This window comes from Vibrio sp. ABH4_348 (genome assembly GCF_056159765.1).
The window spans coordinates 1,065,586-1,084,467 of sequence record NZ_JBSWVW010000002.1 but is presented as its reverse complement, the minus strand read 5'-3'; the positions used below and the strand labels follow the sequence as shown (position 1 = coordinate 1,084,467).

Genomic DNA, 18,882 nt, shown 5'->3' with positions numbered 1-18,882 from the left:
CTAGCCAGATGTCCTTGACCGTGAATTCTTAATGCCAATTCTTTCTAGACTGTTTTTCATCTTGTCGATTCCACAACTTGCTTGGGCAGGTTGTGAACAGCATCTCAGCGATTCATTCGACCAGTACAATGCCCAAGTCAAATCAAACCAAGTCAATAATATTCCAACTGAGTATTACGTTTTATCCTATTCTTGGTCACCTGACTTCTGCGAACGTTTTGAGTCCTCATTGGTACCACAACGCAACGCTCTGCAGTGTGAAGAACCTTCTCGATTTGGCTACATATTGCATGGCTTGTGGCCACAGGGTCAGCTGAATGGCCAAGGCGGTTATCCAAGAGCTTGTGAAGGTGACCAACCCAAAATTTCTTCCAATATTCTCGACAACTACTTATGCATGACACCCAGTCGCTCTTTGCTCCAGCACGAGTTTGAGTATCATGGAACCTGCATGCACGATGAGAAACTAGAAACGCCAGAACGTTACTTTCAACTTGCCTTTGCGCTACACAAGTCGATGAGATTGCCCACAGACAAGCTTCAGTATTCAGAAAGTAATGTTCAATGGTGGCTAGACCACAACCCGCATCTTGTTGCTGGCTCAGTTAAATATTGGCATAAAGGAAATGAATGGCAGTTTTGCTTGGACACCGATTTCAATAGCATGGCTTGTCCGAGTCATCAATCAGAGCCCACTGTTTTTGCTAGTACTCCAATCAGCGACTGCCCGATTAAAGGCAATATCTCCAAACGTTCAGGGAAACGCTGGTTTTTTACACCAGAACACCGCAATTACCAATCCGTTGTGATTGATAAATCAAAAGGTGATAAGTGTTTTGAAAATATCAAGCGAGCCCTTGCCGCTGGCTGGAAAAGGGCTCCTCAATAGGTTTATCTATGCAGGCTAGAGCTGCGCTTTAACCAGGTTTCTCTCAATGTCATCCCAACTTAATGGGTTTTCGGAAATCACTTCAAGCCTAGATTCAAAGCCTTGTAGCGACATTTCATTAACACTAAGAATCCCAGAGTTTGAATTGAATGCAAAGCAGCCTTTATCCGTATTAACTACCGCTTTTAGGCGCTCAGCTTGGATGCCATTGAACAGTGTAAAAAGCTCATCAAAGTTGAAGTCTATTTCGGGCGCAAATATCCAACCACAGCTTACAAATCCCTGTCCCTTATTTTCTTTGCGAAGCATGGTTTGATCTGGTGGAAGTTTCATCTGAGGCTGTTCAAGATGATGATGGTGGTGATGTCCGGACTCAGCGGGTGCTTCAGAGACAATTCTCGGCATATCCAGTAGCTCTGAGGGTATGTCACCTTGAGCGACAAGTTTTGAGAATGCTTTGCTTGGCGACTGGTCGGTAACCCAATCGTTAAACGCGTCAATGTCGCTCGAGTGACACAAATCTACTTTGTTACCAATCACGATATCCGCAACGGCCAGCTGGTCATTAAAGTTCTGATTTGAGGTGTAACGTTCGTTACTCAAATTACGAGGATCAACCAAAGCAATGGTTGCTTTCAGACTGATGTATTTGCCAAGCTCTCCAGACGTTAACGTTGCAATCACTTCTCGTGGGTGGCCTAACCCGGTTGGCTCAATTAATAATCTGTCTGGCTGTTGTCTTAGTAAGGTGTTAATTCCGACGCTCATGGGCAGGCCTGCGGTACAGCACATACATCCGCCCGGTACCTCTTTAATTAGTGCACCGTTTTCACTCATTAACGCGCCGTCTACTCCAATTTCGCCAAATTCATTGACCAGCACGGCCCATTTTTCATTTTGTGGTTTGTTGGCTAGTAAATTCAAGATAGAGGTTGTTTTACCAACGCCCAGAAAGCCTGTGATGATATTGGTAGGAGTTGTCATGCTTGTTACCGATGAAATATTTGATTCCATTTATAAACTAATACACGTAACTAGCAAACGTAAAATTTCGGAATCAATGTGATTCGGTTGAAAAAGTATTCTTTCAATCACTTATTCGTCTGAAAACAAGGCATAAATTTATTAGATAACTGCTGATTTTGCGCTATTTACACTAGATAAGTTAAAGGCGCACTAAAAGTGCGCCTTATACCTCGGTCTCAATACGTGAGTTTGCGGGTCAGCGAGCTAGTAATATCTCAACTGATGGGTTCCGAAGTGTTCCTATCGACTTGATAAGTCTATCCAAATTGTCAGCAATCGAGTGATTCCTCCATGTGAGTCCGTACTACCCGTTTGCTCTTTAATAATGGTTCAAATTTATACAATTTCAAGTTTAATAGAGGTTGTGACACGAAAATCGATGGTACTTTTTTGCCTTTTCGTGCCTTGATCACGTAATTACTTAACCAAATAAAAAATCAGGAAGTTCATTGATGGACAACAGGTCTTTTCAATTTGCACTAATTGACTTTGCGACATACGCTTAACTCATTGATTTAAAGCTGATATAGTCTGCCACCTTGATTTTAGGTAACCGAATACAACGATGAGACAACTGTTTGCACGCGTGCCACCAGCATTGGCATCACTCTCTCTAGGCTTGATTGGTCTGGGATATGCTTGGGGATTATATTTGCCAAACATTGCTAAGTTCATCGTTCCCTCTCTTGCAGGCATGGGGGCTATGTTGCTTTTACCTGTTCTGCTCAAATACGCATTAAACGCAGACGTGTTTATTCGAGATCTAAAAAACCCATTGACTGGCAGCTTGATGGCACCAATGAGCATGGCACTATTGGTTCTGTGCGACTATTTGGCCGTAATCAGTCCTGAGATAGCCAAACCGGTCTGGATGGCTTCTTTCTCCCTGCATTTTTCAATGATGGTTATCTTTTTTAGTTTTCAAGTTAGACGCTTCAAAATGACCGATATCGTACCGAGCTGGTTTTTGTATCCAGTTGGTATCATTAGCAGTGCGCTTGCTGGGCACAAACTCGGTTACGTTTGGTTATCTGAGTGGCTAATGGATATCTGTATCGCTCTGTATTTTATATTGCTGCCAATCGTGTTGTACCGACTGGTGTTTTATTCGATGGTTCCGCGCCGGGCTCGACCAACTTTAGCGATTATGGCCGCGCCAATTAATCTAACCTTGGCAACTTACCTGGTGAATACTCAATCCCCTGATCCGATTTTGACAGGAGCGTTAGCCGGAGCTGCGGTTACCATGACTTTGCTGATCTATTTGTGCTACATCCGCTTGCTACAACAACCTTTCCAGCCCCCAATTGCGGCTATCACATTTCCATCCGTAATAAGTGCGATCGCCATGCATCACTTAACAAATCTATTTGGTGCCGAATACCCGCAGTGGTATTGGCTACACCAATTCGGTTGGTTTGAGCTATCCCTTGCAACAGGGCTCGTCGGCTGGGTTTGCTGGGGCTACCTAAAAGCGCATTTGCAAGGGACGTTACTGATCCCACCCGCTATTCAAAAGTAAGTAGTTTTAGAAGTTACCTAATTCCGTTTGTTGCCAGTTTTATTTCACTACCGAGCTTGCTTGCCACTATGTCGATACGATTCGACATCTGTTCTTTTAGCTCGCTTACGTGGGAAATCAATCCGATTGTGCGGCCTGAAGATTGCAAATCAATCAGGGTTTGCATCGCCAAATCTAACGACTCTGGATCTAGTGACCCAAAACCCTCGTCAATAAACAATGTGTCTAACCGGATCCCGCCGCTGTAGGACTGCACCACATCAGAAAGACCAAGAGCGAGCGATAACGCTGCCATGAAAGATTCACCCCCAGAGAGCGTTGCCACATCTCTTTGTTTACCGGTGTAGCCATCTTCAACAATAAGGTCTAACCCTCGACCGGCTGCACCTTTAAAGCCCTCTGTTTTCCGCAATAAGATGTAGCGTCCTTTACTCATTAAACTCAAACGCTGTGAGGCCTGAATCAACACGTCATCGAGCAACACCCCAAGTACAAAGCGATGTAAACTAACTCGACTGCCTGTTTTACCACTCGCCACATCGTATAAAGTGCCGAATATCTTGTACTCGTTTTCTAGCTCGACATTCTTTTGGTGTAGCGCTGAGATGTCAGTACATACCTTGTTAATTCGCTCATAAACAGAACGTGTTCTGTCTAACTCAGCGCGCGCTTTTTGATAACCAATTTCGACCTCTGCAAGTTGCTCGTTGAGTGCCGCCATGTCTGGTTCGGTTTGCCCATGCAAGCTCTCATTCAAGTTATGTACTGTCTGCTCGAGTTTGATTTGGGTTTGCTGGTAGGTTTGTATCTCGCCCTGCCATTGCTTTAACTCTTGTTCGTCCACTTTTGCGGAAAGAAATGCTTCTTCATTGGTAAACTGACTCTTTTCCAACGCCTGCTGCCAAGATTGATGGTTATTGTTAAGTGCCAGCGCCAGTTGTTCGCTGTGCTCACTGAGCGTTTTCACCTGCCCTTCTATCTCTGAGTATTGATTAGAGCAGATTTGAAATTGCTTCTGCGCCAGATCGTAAGCCGCATTGATGCCGTCAATACGTTGCTTTAGTTGTCCCAAAGCGTGCTCGACCGAACCGACCTCTTGGTAGGTTTCACCTATTTCTTTAGCTAAACCAGCAGACTGCTGACGTAACCCATTTAACTCTGCTTGCGTGGCAGACATGGTCTCTTTGAGCTCAGCAATCTTACGCTCGCCATTTTCACTGCGCTGGATAAGCTCTTTAACGACTTGCTCCATGCTCACTAAGTCCTGGGACTCGATTTCTTTAAGTTTGCTCTCATAAGATTTCAATTCTGCTTCTAGCGCCACGTGGTCTGCTTGAACCAGTGTTCCCAGTTCTGCAACAGTCTCGGCAACTCGCGTTTCAGTAGCAGCGATCAGCGACTTCTGTTGCTCGAGAGTGTTCTTTGCCTGCTGTTGAGTGTGTAACGCTTGTCGCTCTGCTGTGCGGGCCTGCTCAACCTGCTCTTTGGTAATTTCTTTACCGTCAAAACGCGCTGGATCTGGATGATCCTCGCTGCCACATACTGGGCACGGTAAGTTTTCTTGAAGCTTTTGTGCTAACACCGCTGCTTGTGCGCTGTGCCATGCCAGTTCCAGCTTATCAGCCTGTTTCGTGGCATCAGATAGGGCTTGATTCGCTTTAACCAACTGAGTCTCTAATGGCGTGAGCTGTTTTTGTTGGCTAGCAAGTTCGCTTTTGAGTTGGGCAAACTTCTGCAGATCCGACATCGTACGCTGTAAACGTACTATCGTCGCTTCAACGGCGGGCTTCTCATGCTGTTGCTGCCGTGCCAGCTCAAATTTGGCTTTGCCCTGCTCTGCTTGCTGTTCGAGGCTCTGTTTATGAGTGAGATATTGTGTAAGCTTCAACTGTTGCTCGGCGGTGAGCGTTTCAACTGATTTGCACTGCGCATCAACCTGCTGTTTCTCCAACAGCTTGGTTTTAATCGTTTGCAATGCATAAAGCTCATCGTTTAGCTTGGGTGTCGTTGCGACCTGCTCTGCTGCGAGTTTTTGCTGGGCCACAGAACTCTCTAATTCTTTCTTGATGTCAGCCAGCTTCTCTTTTGCTTCAGCGAGTTGTTTGACTGCCTGCTCAGACTGAGTAATACCTTGCTGCCATTGGCTATGAACTAACGACAATGCATTGGCGGCTAACGCGTTATCAACCTGATGTTGCTTTGTTTTAAAATGTTCCGCCGAAGTTAGGTGTTCAGCCAATGACTTAGAAGCGGCGTTTAAATCCACAAAATGCTGTTGGAGAACTTGGGCTTGTTGCAAAGCCTGTTTTTGCGTTTGAAGCTGCGCAGCAACTTCTTGCTCCACTGTTGTGGCCTGTGCTAGCGCCGTTTTTAATATGTCTTGTTGTTCATAAAGATCAGATTCAGTATCAACTTCCGCTACCTGTAGCGCACCACGAATTTGATTATCAAAATCGTTCTTCGCTTTGCTTATTGAACTGGCCTTGTCTTTCAATGAATACTCGATCCGTTTGTAGATATCGGTTTGGAAAAGCTGGCCAAAGATCTCTTCACGTTCTTTTGAACTAGCCAGAAGTAGCTCTCGAAATTTACCTTGAGGCAGTACCATGACCTGACGGAACTGAGTTTCGTTCAAACCCAAGAGGTCAGTGACTTCCGTTTTCACTTGTGCCGTTTTACTGGTGATTAATACTTCTGGCTCGCCAAGTTGATACAAAGACGCGGTGTGCTTTCGTGTCGTCGTCCCTTCTCCGCGAGCTTTTGGCGCTTCTTGTTCAGGAGAGCGTGTCACGCGGTAGGTATTACCCTGCAACGCAAAGTCTAATGTCACTTCAGTGGGAACAGTAAGCGGCGCAAGATCACTCCGCATTTGTATGCCTTGACGCTCATTTCCCGTCGTTTCGCCATACAAGGCAAAGCAAATTGCATCGAGAATTGAGGTTTTTCCCGATCCGGTAGGTCCATTGATGAGAAACAGCGGATTTGATCCCAATTGAGTGAAGTCTATTTCTTGCTTTTGAGCAAATGGACCAAAAGCTTGTAGTAGGAGTTTAATTGGTTTCATAGAGCGGTTACTGCTTTGTCAGTTGCTTGAGGATGTCAGAGAGTGCGCTTTCTTGTTCATCACTCAGTGATGAATCTTGTGCTTCTAAATAAAAATCACGAAACATGTCCATTTCACTTCGCGCTAACCTAGCTTTGGCCATTTGCTGTTCAACCCCCACCAGCATCCCGGGTTTCTCAAGATGCAAGACGTTTGGATACACCGCACGTAGTTTGTCCATTGGATTAAGAATCGCGTGTTTATCGAGTAAACGAACCATTAGATAATCATCAAACTTTGGATCAGTTTTGCCAGTAGCTAGCAGATCTTCCATCTCGCCCTCTACAATACGCATCTCATGAGGGGCTGTTAGGTCAATGTGGGTAGACTGCTTGAAACCCGCCTCGTCAAACTCGACCAACGTCATACCTTTATTTTGATGCTGTTCAGAGAAACTGTATTTCATTAAAGAGCCGGAATACCGAATATACTCTTCACCCTTTTTTTGTGGCTGATGAAGATGCCCAAGGGCAACGTAATCAAATGAAGTGAAGTGCTCATGGCTGACGCGATCCGAACCGCCAATAGACAAAGGACGCTCTGAGTCTGATTCAATGGCGCCATCAACAAAGCAGTGGCTAATCAACACGTTTTTATGCGATGGCTTAAATTGCTGACAGATTTGCTGGGTAAGTAGTCGATGAGCCTCGTCGTGTGTCGACACTGGCTGCTTGAAGTAATGACGAACTTGCTCTGGATCGCTATAAGGCATGCCGTAGAAGGCAACTGGCCCATTGTCAGACTCAACAACAACCGGCGTAAGCATTTGCTCAAAGTCGGACAGAATGTGTAACCCTGCACTTTTCATTCGTCCTGAACCAAAACCGAGTCGCTGAGCGCCATCGTGGTTACCCGGAATTAGGATGACAGGCAAGTTTAAGTCACCACACACTTGATTGACGAATTGGTTCATTACCTCTATCGCAGCAGTCGGTGGAACCGAACGATCGTAGATATCCCCAGCGACGACTAATGCATCCACCGGATTTTGCTTGATGTAATCGATGATTTGGTTGAGAACAACCACCTGATCATCAAGTAACGAAACGTTGTGGAACTGTCGGCCTAGGTGCCAATCCGAGGTGTGCAGAAACTTCATGAACGCCCTTGATCATTCTTATGATTTGGCCTCTATGGTACTGTCTTCTTTACAGTTATGCTTCCGCTTTTTGTCCATTAGATTGGAAAAAGCTGGAATTGATAAAAGGCTGCGGTTTGATAGCTAAACTATTTTACGTAACACGGCTTCGACAACACTCGATAGCCGTTTCCAATAGTTCTATTGCGCTTTTATCGCAATCAGGTAACACCGCGTCACTTTGCGCAATTGGCGTCACTCTGTCACCCCATCGAATATGACTGGCTCCCCATGTGAGACCGGCACCAAATGCGGCAAGCAGCAAATTGTCACCGGGCTTAATTCGACCCTGTTCCATTGCTTCACATAATGCGATTGGTACTGTTGCCGCAGACGTATTGCCATAGTGTTGAATATTGATAAACACTTGCTCGGAATTGAGCTTGGCGAGGTCAGCTAGGGTTTGAATGATTCGGATATTGGCTTGATGCGGAATCAACAAGTCAATCTGCTCCATCGGCAGTTGACTCTGTTTTAGTACACTTTCTAGCGCTGAACCCATGCCTTTGACCGCGCGTTTAAAAATCTCGCGTCCTTCAAAGTTAAATTGCCAATACCCGTTTGCAGGATCAAACCTATCCATACAAGTACCAAATTTTGGTACAGCTAAAATCTCACGACCTTGTGAATCACAGCCCAATTTCGCGGATTGCAAACCAACGGTTTGCTCAGTCTTACTAAGAGTGACGGCCCCGGCACCATCTCCAAATAACACAGCGGTATCACGCAATGTCCAATCTATATAGAAGGACAATTTCTCCGCACCAATTACTATTGCGTGTTGGTATTGACCCGCCTGAATTAGACGTGTCGCAGTTTCAAGTGCGTAAACAAACCCAGTGCAAGCAGCATTTAGATCGAACGCCGTCCCACCGACAACACCAAGATTTTGACTAACTTTTGAGGCAATATTGGGAATTAAAGAATCCGGAGAGCATGTTGCGACAATGATTAAGTCGATGTCTTCTGGCTGTAACCCCGCGGTCGCCATTGCATGTTTGGCGGCAACAGTTGCTAAGTCAGATGTATTAACATGGCTAATTCTACGTTCACAAATACCTGTCCGGGAGCGAATCCACTCATCAGAGGTATCTAAGAAAGTACTTAAATCCGCGTTGCTCAATTTCGCTGGTGGTAAACATTTTCCCCAACCCGTGATATCCGCGAAGTACTTTGTCATAGCTCACCCATTGATTTTATTGCACACGACCTTATTTATTAGTTTATACCTAAGTGATTGCAGAGCGCATATTCGAAAGTTTGATAATCCGCTTTGGGTCACTAGGATCTACCAATAAAAACAAAAGCGCTTCGTTGCGCGAAAATTACAAGTGAGTCATATGTCAACTTTCAATACTCGATGCCCACACTGCTCAAGTGTCAACCGCGTACCACTCGAACGAATCGACGAAACGCCAACCTGCGGGAAGTGCAAACAGCCACTTCTTGACGGAAAACCCATTGAAGGTACGACACAAAATTTGTCGGCACTGCTGAATAGCAAAACACCCGTTGTTATCGATTTTTGGGCTCCTTGGTGTAACCCTTGTGTCGGGTTTGCTCCGGTATTTGAAGACGTCGCTGAAGAAATGTCCGGCGAGGTACGTTTCGTAAAAATCAATACAGAACAAGAACAGATGCTTGCCGGTCAATACCAAATCAGGAGTATTCCGACAGTAATGGTATTTAAAGGCGGTAAACGTGTTGACGTAATCAATGGCGCATTGCCAAAAGGACAATTTACTCAATGGCTGAATGCAGCAGTCGCCAAATAGTAATAACTTGGCCCTAAGTGCAACAATGCCTCCCTAATTGGGAGGCATTATCGGTACTATTTCAAGTTACACTTCTAGGGAACTAGAGTGCATTAATTTCTTGTTTAAGGTCGAACTTCTGGTCGGTAACGATTTTTTCCAAAACAATCACACGCTGTTCTAGTTTGTCGATTTTGTTTTGCATATCTTGTTTTTCAGACTTCCACTTGCCTTCGCCATTGGTAACTTCCATAGCTTTCATTTCTTTTTTGTGATTAAGAACTGCTTTAACGATGCTAAAGCCAAATACAGCCGAAAAAATGACAACAATAGTTAAAAAATCAAACATAACACCAACCCTATAATGATAAAACTATTGTGCTAGGGTATTAAAATTTGTGCTATTTCGGTACTTAAAAGTCTGTGTGCAATAAGAAAGATGTGAGTTGGGTTTTACTTAGTGATGCTGGATTTTAGAACAGGAGAAAAGAAGAGAAAATGGAGGCGCGTCCCGGAGTCGAACCGAGGTCCACGGATTTGCAATCCGCTGCATAGCCACTCTGCCAACGCGCCTCTGAAAACACAGCTTTGCCGTGAGAACGAGGCGTACTTTAAATCATTCACTCTTAGAGTCAACCACTTATTTTCACACGACATTCTAAGTGGACAGTTTTACTTCGTTTTGCCTGTCAAATAGTCAATATTGGTCACTGCCTCTTGTTTCCCAAGCTTTGGCTCAGTAATCTGAGTTTGGCCATTGGGATTTTCGGCCTCAATAATCAAAAAAACTAGAAGTACTAATTCAAACATCACACATCAAACAACTAGGTATCACAATGACAACGAATGTTGCTTTTATTGGACTTGGCGTAATGGGTTATCCGATGGCTGGCTATCTCAGCAAAGCCGGTCACAATACACACGTCTACAACCGTACGTTTGCTAAAGCTCAAAAATGGTCAGTGCAGTACGCCGGCACGGCATTTGACACACCTAAATCTGCCGCAGCCGGACAAGACGTTGTATTCTTGTGTGTGGGTAATGACGACGATGTCAGACAAGTCACCTTAGGTGCCGACGGAGTTTTGCAATCAATGCAACCCGGTAGCGTACTTGTCGACCACACAACAACGTCAGCAAATTTAGCAGAAGAGTTAGCGGCAGCTTGTGCAAAGCGTGGTATCTCATTTCTTGATGCACCAGTGTCTGGCGGGCAAGCGGGCGCAGAAAACGGCGTACTAACCGTAATGTGTGGTGGTGACCAAAAGACTTTTGACACTGTTCAACCCATTATGGCTTGTTATTCCAAGCAGGCTGATTTAATTGGCACACACGGCCAAGGGCAACGATGCAAGATGGTCAATCAGATATGTATCGCAGGTGTCTTGTCAGGGTTAAGCGAAGCATTATTGCTGGCTGAAAAAGCTGGTTTGGATATCGAACAGGTGGTGAATGTTATCAAACACGGTGCGGCAGGGTCTTGGCAGATGGAAAACCGCGCTGTAACTATGTCTCAAGACAAGTTCGATTTTGGCTTTGCGATTGATTGGATGCGAAAAGATCTGGGATTTTGCCTAGACGAAGCCAATAAACTCGGTGTTAAGCTACCTCTGACTGAAAAAGTCGATAGCCAGTATCAACAACTTCAAAACAAAGGTTTGGGTCGTATGGATACGTCGGTGCTTATTAAATCGCTGAAGGAAGACTAAGGCTAGTAATAGCTATCGAAAGTAAAAAATCGAGGGGGTATACATTGCTGAAAAGTGATGGTGCCCCGGGCCGGACTTGAACCGGCACAGCGCGAACGCCGAGGGATTTTAAATCCCTTGTGTCTACCAATTCCACCACCAGGGCAACGCAATTAAGCGATGGTGACACCATCTGTCCTTGAGGACGAGCGGTAATTTACAACAAATCTGTGCTTAGTCAAACGTTTATTTTCACAATTGTTTCGTTTGGCTAAGTAACCAACGTTCTGATTAATAATCCAAGTTCTATAGTTTGGAATTTACACACCTGTTTTAAGGCTCATTAACTAAAAAGCCCAACCCGACGATGTCAGGCTGAGCTAACAGTGTTGCAAACCTGTAGGGTTATCTTTGCTTATCTTTGATTATCTTTGCTTATCTTTGATTATCTTTGATTATCTTTGATTATCTTTGCATGGCGCGGTAATTGATACCTTGACGATCTAGACGGTCGATCTGATGCACCACACGTCCCAAGAAATTGTTCCAATCTTTGTGCTCAGCTAGAGTCCAAGCCGTTTCCGCCACCGCCATAAGACGTGGGAACAACAAGAACTCGACTTGATCTTTGTTCTCAACGTATTCACACCACAATTGCGCTTGAATACCTTTTATCTTGGGCTTAGCGTGTTCTTGTAAATCACCGTTCACTGGCTCGTAGTCATAACATGTCTGTAGCGTGACATTACCACCCCAAAGCACACCGTATTCATGAATATCGCGATTCCAAGCAAGATCTAAGTAAGTGTATTTTGCTGGTGTCATCACCACATTGTAACCTTTGTTGGCCGCTTCGACGCCGGCCTCGACTCCACGCCACGAGAAGATAGTCACATCTTTTTCAAGCGTATCTCCTTGAATGGCCTCTTCCCAACCCAGCATATCTCTGCCTTTCGAGCGAAGATAGTCTTGAAGCTGACGCATAAAGTACCCTTGGAGCTCTCGCACATCAGCAAGTTGTAATTCCTTCGCTAAAGCTAAAGCAGCAGGCGATGACTCCCAGACCCCTTCAGGCACTTCATCGGCACCCATGTGGATTGCCTTGGAAGGGAAAATCTCACACACTTCATCAAGAATGGTTTTTAGCACTGCCATTGAACTCGGTAATGCAGGGTTGAGCACGTTATCGCGGTACTGTTGAATCGAGATAAATTCCGACTCGTCGGCATCTTCAACCAATAGTTCGGGTAGCGATTTGATCAAAGCTCTGGCGTGTCCAGGAACATCGATTTCAGGTACAACGACAATACCTCGCTGCTCCGCATAGGCAACAACATCGCGCATTTCGGCTTTAGTGTAATATCCACCGTAACGTCGAGGCCCGGTACCAAATTGCGGGCAGAGTACTTCATCGTCTCCACGCCACGCACCAATTTCTGTCAATTGAGGATACGCATCGATTTCTACGCGCCACCCCTCATCGTCGGTCAAATGCCAATGGAACCGGTTGAGCTTCAACCACGCCATTTGGTCAAGGATAGTTTTTACGGTATCGATACTGTGGAAATGACGACAGCAATCTAACATCTGACCTCGATACCCGAACCTCGGCGCATCTTCAACGTCCATGCAAACTAACTGATTACCCTGTTGTTGAATCAATTGGGCAAGCGAAACCAGTGCGTACAAGAAGCCGTTTTTGCTTCCGGCCTGAATCACAATGTTCTGGCTGTTGATCTGCAATGAGTAGGCTTCATCTTCTTGTTCAGTTAATGCAAACTCCAACTGATTTTCAGAATCTTGTACAAGCTCAGTGGTTCCTACTAGCTGTTCATTAAACCAAGCAACTGAGCCACTAATATCTAAACCTTCTGGTACTGAAAATCCGAGAGAATTCGGCAATGAGAAGAAACCGTCTTTCACAACTTGCTTTTGAGGCTTTGGTACAACCCCAAGCTCAGCTTGTGGCAACGTTTGTTCTAGTAGGTCTAGAGGCGAGAATTGCTGCAAATTGTGCTCTGTCAGCTCAAGGGGCAAGTAGCCTGTGCTACCTGTTAGATAAATGGCAATCGGCATCTCAGCCATGTTTTGAATACGACCTGTTGGACTTTTTATGCGAAACGCCCATTTTTCGCCAGGTGCTAGTTCTTGGCCTTCTAGTAATGAAAATACGCAATGCGAGCCTTGTTGGCTAACAAGAATGGCATTCTCCACTGAGTCTCGCATTACTTCACGAGAGAAGTCGAAATTGAGCTCAAAATCTTTCAACGTCTGCTCAGACTGATTGACCAATATAAACTCAACCCTTGTATCACCGGGCACATTAGCGATGAAGTTAACATTAAACTGGATGGATTTTTCACTCATATTCATCATATTCCTATAAGTTACAACACAAACTGGTTTCACTCAGTTATTCGTGTCGACATCAGATTTGATACAGGCAGTCTACGAGTAACAACAAAGAAAAGTAGCCAGAAATCTTGCTAAAACTTATGCAAAACTCTCATTTGCTAACTAAGTATGATAGAGCGCACATTTGGCGAGTCAGATTAAAAGTGAACCTAAGATAAGCATGCTTGCAGCACTATGAGGAGCGAACAGCTATTTATTTGAGCTCCGGTTTGGATTTGGGAAAAGGGATAACCGGATTGTTGTCGTTGCAGACATGAACACAATTTCGCCCGTCTTGTTTAGCGCGATAGAGCATATTGTCCGCTTCTTCTATGACTATTTTTAGGCTTGATGAAGGATAGTACACCGACACCCCAAAGCTAGCGGTAATGTCTTTTAAGCCTGCAAATTCAGAATTGTAAATCATCAAACGAAGCTTATTGGCAAGAATGGCTGCATTTTTCACATCGGTTTCAGGACAAACAATTAAAAACTCCTCACCACCCCAGCGACCAACCAAGTCAGTTTTACGAAGGTGGAATTTCAAAAAGTCGGCAAACGCAACAAGCACTTGATCGCCAACCAGATGACCGTGTCTATCGTTAATGTGTTTAAAATAATCGATATCGATAATAATTACCGAAAATACGCCACCGTAACGCGTTGTTCGGTTGCTCTCTTCAAGCAGCTTCTCATCGAGCTTCATTCGATTGGCGATGCCGGTGAGAGCATCAGTTTGTGCCATTCGCTCTACGGCTTTTTTATCGGTGATATCATGGCCTATACAGGTAAATCCCCCTTCATCTAGTTGTTCTAGGTCAGCAGGATGAATCCATGTTCTAAGCCAAATTGAATTGCCTTGTTTGTCTTGAATTTCAATCTCACCACGCCAATTACTCTCAGTATCAATTTGGTGCCACATACCCTTAACCAGTTCTTCTGATACATCAGGATGAAAAATGGAGGTAAGGTGTCGGTGACTTAGATCTTGAGTTTGAAACCCCGTTAGAGTGGTGAAAGCCTTACTGATATCTACGATGTACCCGCGAAAATCAAAATGTATGGAGGGAATGGTTTCATTAATAAGTGATAGGTAGTGTTCGTTACTATTTGCTAGCCGAACCAATTGTTTCTCTGATCGAGCAGCTCGCAACGCCATAAACACACCTAACGGAATAGCCACAAGTGACAGAATGCCCGCGACGAACAATGTGTTAATCAAATCTTTACTTAGCCCAGAACTCGCCTCACTAGACGGCCTTACCAGCAAATACAGATATTGATCTGAGTATTCACTCTGAAAAATTGGAAACGCGTTTCGACTATCCCCCTCTAACAAACTCGCCAAACTTTTCATATAGATATCTTCAACACGAAATGCTGAACTATTGTATTTCGACCATCTTAGTCCTGCCTCACTGGAATAGATGAAGTAACCAGACGCATCGACCAAATCGACATGATGTCCTGTAAGGCGCGTGACGGAATCCAGTAAACCAGTGACGTCCAAGTTGACGACAACGATACCCGAGAACTGCATCCCTTGGTATAACGGTGAGCTCATACGCAATGTTGGCAGATAAGGAATCTGTATCTGACCATTTTCAACATTCAAAACAATATCCGAAAACCAAAATACATTTTCTGGCAATAAACGTGTCGTTTGGAAATAGTAGCGAGCACTTTTGTCTTGTAACTTTTGGTTTGGCTCAGCAAATCCTTGATGCTTGGCTATCTTAACCATTTCCATGCCCTGTTTATCTAACAACCGAATCTGATAAATAGACGAATGCGAGTTGGCAAGGTCGGTTAGAGTTTGTTGAATCTGCTCTAGTTGTTCTGGGTTGTTTCGGTCATTAAGAAATGCTTTCAGCGTGGTACTTTTTTTGAGGCTTTTGAGTGTATTTAAACCCGGCATCATATATACGTCATATGCAGAGCGAGCTTTGTTTAAATGGCTCTTAACATATTCCTGGGTTAGCTGTTGCTCATTGGTTTTGGCTGCTTGAAAAAATAGAATGGTCGAGACCAAAGCGATACTCAACCCAAAAAGCATAAAAGATAAGACGTATTTCATTTGAATACGAATTGAAGTGTTTTTCACATTATCTATCTGCTCGCAACCATACTTAAAGCGTAGCCTTCACGGTCACAGATGCAAGGTCATAGACTCGGTTAAACTAATGATGTGCTGGCAATTTTTTGCCCAGTGATAACGCTATCAGGATTTGTCTTTGGTTCGATTGAATAATCGTCCCATCAAGTTCGGATGGTAGGACCAAGTAAAATCAAACATGCTCATAGCTTTAGGGTTACCATATTTGGATAAACTGACCGCATGAAAGCGATTGTGTTTGAGTTTGAGTTGCTCGACAGAGGACAAGATCTCATCTGACTGTTTCGGTACGATGAAATCTGAAATAACGACGAGATCTGCGTTGCGATACACATCTCCGTTCATTAGTTCCAAAGACTTCAATAACACAGGCTCTAGATCGGTCCCACCATGAAATGTATAACTGAGAAAATCGCTGGCTTCTTTTAGACCATCTTGTTTGGTCAATTCATAAGTGATGTACTCCGTTGAGTACAAAATGACGTAACAATCTCTTTCTTCGGCTAACGCAATTTGCATTAATGCATAAGCCATTGCTTTTGCGGCTTGCTCTGGGAATCCGGCCATAGAACCTGACGCATCAATACAAACAATAAACGGCCCTTTCTCAATTTTTTGCTCATTGTCTTTCGGTTTTGCAGCCGTGACCTTTTTAACCGTTCGAGCTTTGCCCTTGGTTCTGTAATTCAATAATCGTTTGTCAGCCAAATGCTTGTAGAACACAACTTCAAGCTCCGGGTAGGCCAAAAACATGGTCTCGTTAGGTAACATGCGATTAATATCATCGCTTTCGTGAATACCGACGATATCGTCTGTCGCCTCATCACTTTGCTCTTCAACCAAAACCACATTGTCTTGGGTATCTATTCTCAGTGAAGGATCGTCCACTTGAGAAGCCATCCTGCCAAGTTTTTCAGCTACTTCAGTAATATCAGTGTGCTTTTTCAAAAATTCTGCATGAGCTTGCAGCGTTGAGATATCATTTTTCGACAATTTGGCTGCTGCCATATCCCACAAGCGCCCAATCTTAGACACATCGCCTGTGCTGGTCACATCATCAATAGTACGCATGGTCTCCATACGCTGATACAAATCTGCCAGTACTTTTTCTTTTCGACTTTCCAGTTCAGTAAGTTGCGCTTCTTGAATGGCATCGGCTAAGGAGTTGTACCACTGGTCGCAAAAGTAATGTGGGAACATAGGGTTAGTTAACCCTTTGTTTTTGTCTAGCATTCGACGGGCTTGCAAATAGAAAGCAGAGTGCCACTCTAACTGTTTGACGACACCATCAATTTTTTGAAAGAACTCATCTTCCGTCCAGTAGATCACTTCTTGGTACAGTTGTAACTCTTGTTGAAAGCGTTCCGTTTCACAGACATCCGTTAATTTTGTCTTCACCTTGCCACGCCACTTATTTAAGTGGTTTTTCACAGAGCGTTTCATCGCCTTGTTTTCGATACCAGGGATGACTTGAGTTCTCGACATAACTTCGTTCACGGCCGCATCGATGACGCCCGAGTCGGCTAATGCCATTGCTAAACTAAGTCCGTCAACACCTAACATAACACCAACCTATTGGTAGTAATTTGGTAGCTGGCTAAAGCGTTGGATCACGCGTTCACACTCAGCTTTCACGGAGTCAAGCTGCGATTGCAGCGCCTGAATACCATTTTCTAATACACGGGGAATATCTTGATCTAAGAAGTTATGAGGTAATGCACTGTGGAATGACGCCTTAGCATCTCTTAGAGACACTTCAGATTGTGATACCAATTCCAGCGCACCTTGCGCTTCCACCAACCATTGGTCAAATTCGGTTTGGTCCCAAATGTTTTTGTCAACCGCCGCCGCTAATACGCTACGGTTTGCGATGTCTTTGACAACTAACTGCTCGCTAGCATCAATATCAAAGTGAATTTTGCATAAGGTGGTATTTTGGTTAACGTAACCATAAACATCACCACCACCTTGTTGAATAACTTTAGCCAGCTCATTTTCAGGGACATAGATCCAGCGCGTGTCACCTTTTTCGATCTCAGAAACCGACATATTGCTTTGCAACAAAACCAACTTAACTAAATTAGGAGTTGGCCCAACTTTGTATTTATTGGTTGTGCTTAAATCAAACGCATAACCAGATTTTTTAAGGAGACCACTCGCGCTCTCATGAACGAGTGTTATCGCAAACTTGTTCTCTATTTTTTCTTGCACATCGTTGAGTCGCTCTTGGCTTTCAGCTAACTTCTCGGCAACCAGCTTTTGGTCAAAGGCATAGTTCAAGGCAAAGTCTTTAATAACCTGACTGACCACCTCTCTAGACGCTGGGCTATTCCACAAGCAGTCTTGGAGAAGCAGCAGGTCAAGCGGATTAATTGAATCTCGTCCGTTAAAAAACGCGCTGGCTTTAAGCAACCTCAGAGACTTTTTCCAACGGCGGTCAGAAACATAACACTCATCTTCAGACAACTCTCCGTGTTGACTCGCGCTAAGTTCTAGCATGGTTTTTAACTGGTACAGTTTTTCGAAAAGCTCGTCCGTCAACGGAACAGAGTTCAGTTCTTTAAGCCAGGTGAAATATTCGTCATCACTAATTGCTAGTTCTTGTGGCACCTGTGCCTCAAGCTCAGTACCAACACTTAACATTGACTTGAAGTTCTGCTTGTTTTGAATTCGATTGACAAATAATCGAACCAGCATGCGATCATAAAGCGCTTCTAGCCCACTATCTTCATCAGGAAGTTCATTAGAAGCAGACACGAGGAGACGCATTGGCACCTGTTGCTGTTCACTGCCGTTTTTGAATGTTTTTTCATTCACCACAGTCAAAAGCGTATTTAAAATTGCTGGTCCTGCTTTCCAAATTTCATCTAAAAAAACCACTTGAGACGTTGGCAAGTAGCCTTCAGTAAGTCGAACATACTTGCCGTTGTCCTTGAGTTCTTGGATACTCAATGGACCAAACACTTCTTCAGGTGTGGAGAAACGCGTCATCAAATATTCGAAATATGAAGATTGTTCAAACGCTTGAATCAAGCGCTTTGCAATTAAACTTTTTGCGATCCCTGGTGGCCCGAGTAAAAAGACACTTTCTCCTGATAACGCCGCCAACAAACACAGTTTTATTGGAATTTCTCGCTCATATACACCTTCAGACAAAGCGTTGGCTAGCTTGTTGATTCGCTCTGACAACAGGGCTTTTTGAGAATGGGACTGTGGATTGGCTGATATCATAGACGCGATTTCTGGTGTTGT

The 18,882-nt window shown here is 44.3% G+C and carries 13 protein-coding genes and 2 tRNA genes; 4 read left to right on the top strand and 11 right to left on the bottom strand.

Annotation, left to right across the window (positions count from 1 at the left end; genetic code table 11):
* Positions 1-31 precede the first annotated feature (31 nt).
* A complete protein-coding gene (locus ACXAFJ_RS18780; protein ID WP_475325540.1) occupies positions 32-889 on the top strand; it encodes a ribonuclease T2 family protein in 858 nt (285 codons plus the stop codon).
* Between the two features lie 15 nt (positions 890-904).
* On the opposite strand, the gene ACXAFJ_RS18775 is transcribed toward ACXAFJ_RS18780, so the two are convergent.
* A complete protein-coding gene (locus ACXAFJ_RS18775; protein ID WP_475325538.1) occupies positions 905-1,873 on the bottom strand; it encodes a CobW family GTP-binding protein in 969 nt (322 codons plus the stop codon).
* A 607-nt stretch (positions 1,874-2,480) separates the two neighbouring features.
* Here ACXAFJ_RS18775 and ACXAFJ_RS18770 point away from each other — a divergent pair.
* On the top strand, positions 2,481-3,437 hold the full coding sequence (locus ACXAFJ_RS18770; RefSeq protein ID WP_475325537.1) for a TDT family transporter: 957 nt from the start codon (positions 2,481-2,483) through the stop codon (positions 3,435-3,437).
* 13 nt (positions 3,438-3,450) lie between these two features.
* Here ACXAFJ_RS18770 and ACXAFJ_RS18765 read toward each other — a convergent pair whose 3' ends face one another.
* The 3 genes from ACXAFJ_RS18765 to ACXAFJ_RS18755 all read right to left on the bottom strand — a co-directional run bounded on the left by ACXAFJ_RS18765 (position 3,451) and on the right by ACXAFJ_RS18755 (position 8,858).
* Entirely contained in the window at positions 3,451-6,501 is a 3,051-nt protein-coding gene (locus ACXAFJ_RS18765; RefSeq protein WP_475325536.1) for an AAA family ATPase, read from the bottom strand.
* 7 nt (positions 6,502-6,508) lie between these two features.
* A complete protein-coding gene (locus tag ACXAFJ_RS18760) occupies positions 6,509-7,639 on the bottom strand; it encodes an exonuclease SbcCD subunit D (RefSeq protein WP_475325534.1) in 1,131 nt (376 codons plus the stop codon).
* A gap of 133 nt (positions 7,640-7,772) precedes the next feature.
* Positions 7,773-8,858 carry a beta-ketoacyl-ACP synthase 3 gene (locus tag ACXAFJ_RS18755; RefSeq protein WP_475325533.1) on the bottom strand — a complete coding sequence of 362 codons (1,086 nt, stop codon included), beginning with the start codon at positions 8,856-8,858 and terminating at the stop codon, positions 7,773-7,775.
* 160 nt (positions 8,859-9,018) lie between these two features.
* Here ACXAFJ_RS18755 and trxC point away from each other — a divergent pair, with 160 nt between their 5' ends.
* Complete coding sequence (gene trxC / locus ACXAFJ_RS18750) at positions 9,019-9,453, top strand: thioredoxin TrxC (RefSeq protein ID WP_475325532.1); 435 nt, start codon at positions 9,019-9,021, stop codon at positions 9,451-9,453.
* 82 nt (positions 9,454-9,535) lie between these two features.
* Here trxC and ACXAFJ_RS18745 read toward each other — a convergent pair whose 3' ends face one another.
* Both ACXAFJ_RS18745 and ACXAFJ_RS18740 read right to left on the bottom strand, forming a co-directional pair.
* Positions 9,536-9,781, bottom strand: coding sequence for a nitrite reductase (locus ACXAFJ_RS18745; RefSeq protein WP_475325530.1), 246 nt, complete (start codon positions 9,779-9,781; stop codon positions 9,536-9,538).
* Between the two features lie 150 nt (positions 9,782-9,931).
* Positions 9,932-10,005: transfer RNA gene (locus ACXAFJ_RS18740), tRNA-Cys, on the bottom strand.
* A gap of 263 nt (positions 10,006-10,268) precedes the next feature.
* Between ACXAFJ_RS18740 and ACXAFJ_RS18735 the strand changes: the two genes are divergently transcribed.
* The gene (locus tag ACXAFJ_RS18735; protein ID WP_475325529.1) at positions 10,269-11,141 is read left to right on the top strand and encodes an NAD(P)-dependent oxidoreductase; all 873 of its coding nucleotides are present in this window, start codon (positions 10,269-10,271) and stop codon (positions 11,139-11,141) included.
* Between the two features lie 58 nt (positions 11,142-11,199).
* Here the strand turns inward: ACXAFJ_RS18735 and ACXAFJ_RS18730 are convergent.
* The 5 genes from ACXAFJ_RS18730 to ACXAFJ_RS18710 form a co-directional block, all read right to left on the bottom strand.
* A tRNA-Leu gene (locus ACXAFJ_RS18730) sits at positions 11,200-11,286 on the bottom strand.
* 299 nt (positions 11,287-11,585) lie between these two features.
* The gene (locus ACXAFJ_RS18725) at positions 11,586-13,487 is read right to left on the bottom strand and encodes a beta-N-acetylhexosaminidase (protein WP_475325528.1); all 1,902 of its coding nucleotides are present in this window, start codon (positions 13,485-13,487) and stop codon (positions 11,586-11,588) included.
* Between the two features lie 241 nt (positions 13,488-13,728).
* Positions 13,729-15,618 (bottom strand): diguanylate cyclase, encoded by a 1,890-nt coding sequence (locus ACXAFJ_RS18720; RefSeq protein ID WP_475325527.1) that lies wholly within the window; start codon positions 15,616-15,618, stop codon positions 13,729-13,731.
* Between the two features lie 117 nt (positions 15,619-15,735).
* Positions 15,736-17,193 (bottom strand): ATPase RavA stimulator ViaA, encoded by a 1,458-nt coding sequence (viaA, locus tag ACXAFJ_RS18715; protein WP_475325525.1) that lies wholly within the window; start codon positions 17,191-17,193, stop codon positions 15,736-15,738.
* 9 nt (positions 17,194-17,202) lie between these two features.
* A complete protein-coding gene (locus tag ACXAFJ_RS18710; RefSeq protein WP_475325524.1) occupies positions 17,203-18,861 on the bottom strand; it encodes an ATPase RavA domain-containing protein in 1,659 nt (552 codons plus the stop codon).
* Positions 18,862-18,882 lie beyond the last annotated feature (21 nt).

Coding starts and splice junctions, on each gene's coding strand:
- ACXAFJ_RS18735 (WP_475325529.1), top strand. CDS start 10,269: ATGACAACGAATGTTGCTTTTATTGGACTTGGCGTAATGGGTTATCCG.
- trxC (WP_475325532.1), top strand. CDS start 9,019: ATGTCAACTTTCAATACTCGATGCCCACACTGCTCAAGTGTCAACCGC.
- ACXAFJ_RS18745 (WP_475325530.1), bottom strand. CDS start 9,781: ATGTTTGATTTTTTAACTATTGTTGTCATTTTTTCGGCTGTATTTGGC.
- ACXAFJ_RS18760 (WP_475325534.1), bottom strand. CDS start 7,639: ATGAAGTTTCTGCACACCTCGGATTGGCACCTAGGCCGACAGTTCCAC.
- ACXAFJ_RS18765 (WP_475325536.1), bottom strand. CDS start 6,501: ATGAAACCAATTAAACTCCTACTACAAGCTTTTGGTCCATTTGCTCAA.
- ACXAFJ_RS18780 (WP_475325540.1), top strand. CDS start 32: ATGCCAATTCTTTCTAGACTGTTTTTCATCTTGTCGATTCCACAACTT.
- ACXAFJ_RS18775 (WP_475325538.1), bottom strand. CDS start 1,873: ATGACAACTCCTACCAATATCATCACAGGCTTTCTGGGCGTTGGTAAA.
- ACXAFJ_RS18755 (WP_475325533.1), bottom strand. CDS start 8,858: ATGACAAAGTACTTCGCGGATATCACGGGTTGGGGAAAATGTTTACCA.
- viaA (WP_475325525.1), bottom strand. CDS start 17,193: ATGTTAGGTGTTGACGGACTTAGTTTAGCAATGGCATTAGCCGACTCG.
- ACXAFJ_RS18710 (WP_475325524.1), bottom strand. CDS start 18,861: ATGATATCAGCCAATCCACAGTCCCATTCTCAAAAAGCCCTGTTGTCA.
- ACXAFJ_RS18770 (WP_475325537.1), top strand. CDS start 2,481: ATGAGACAACTGTTTGCACGCGTGCCACCAGCATTGGCATCACTCTCT.
- ACXAFJ_RS18725 (WP_475325528.1), bottom strand. CDS start 13,487: ATGAGTGAAAAATCCATCCAGTTTAATGTTAACTTCATCGCTAATGTG.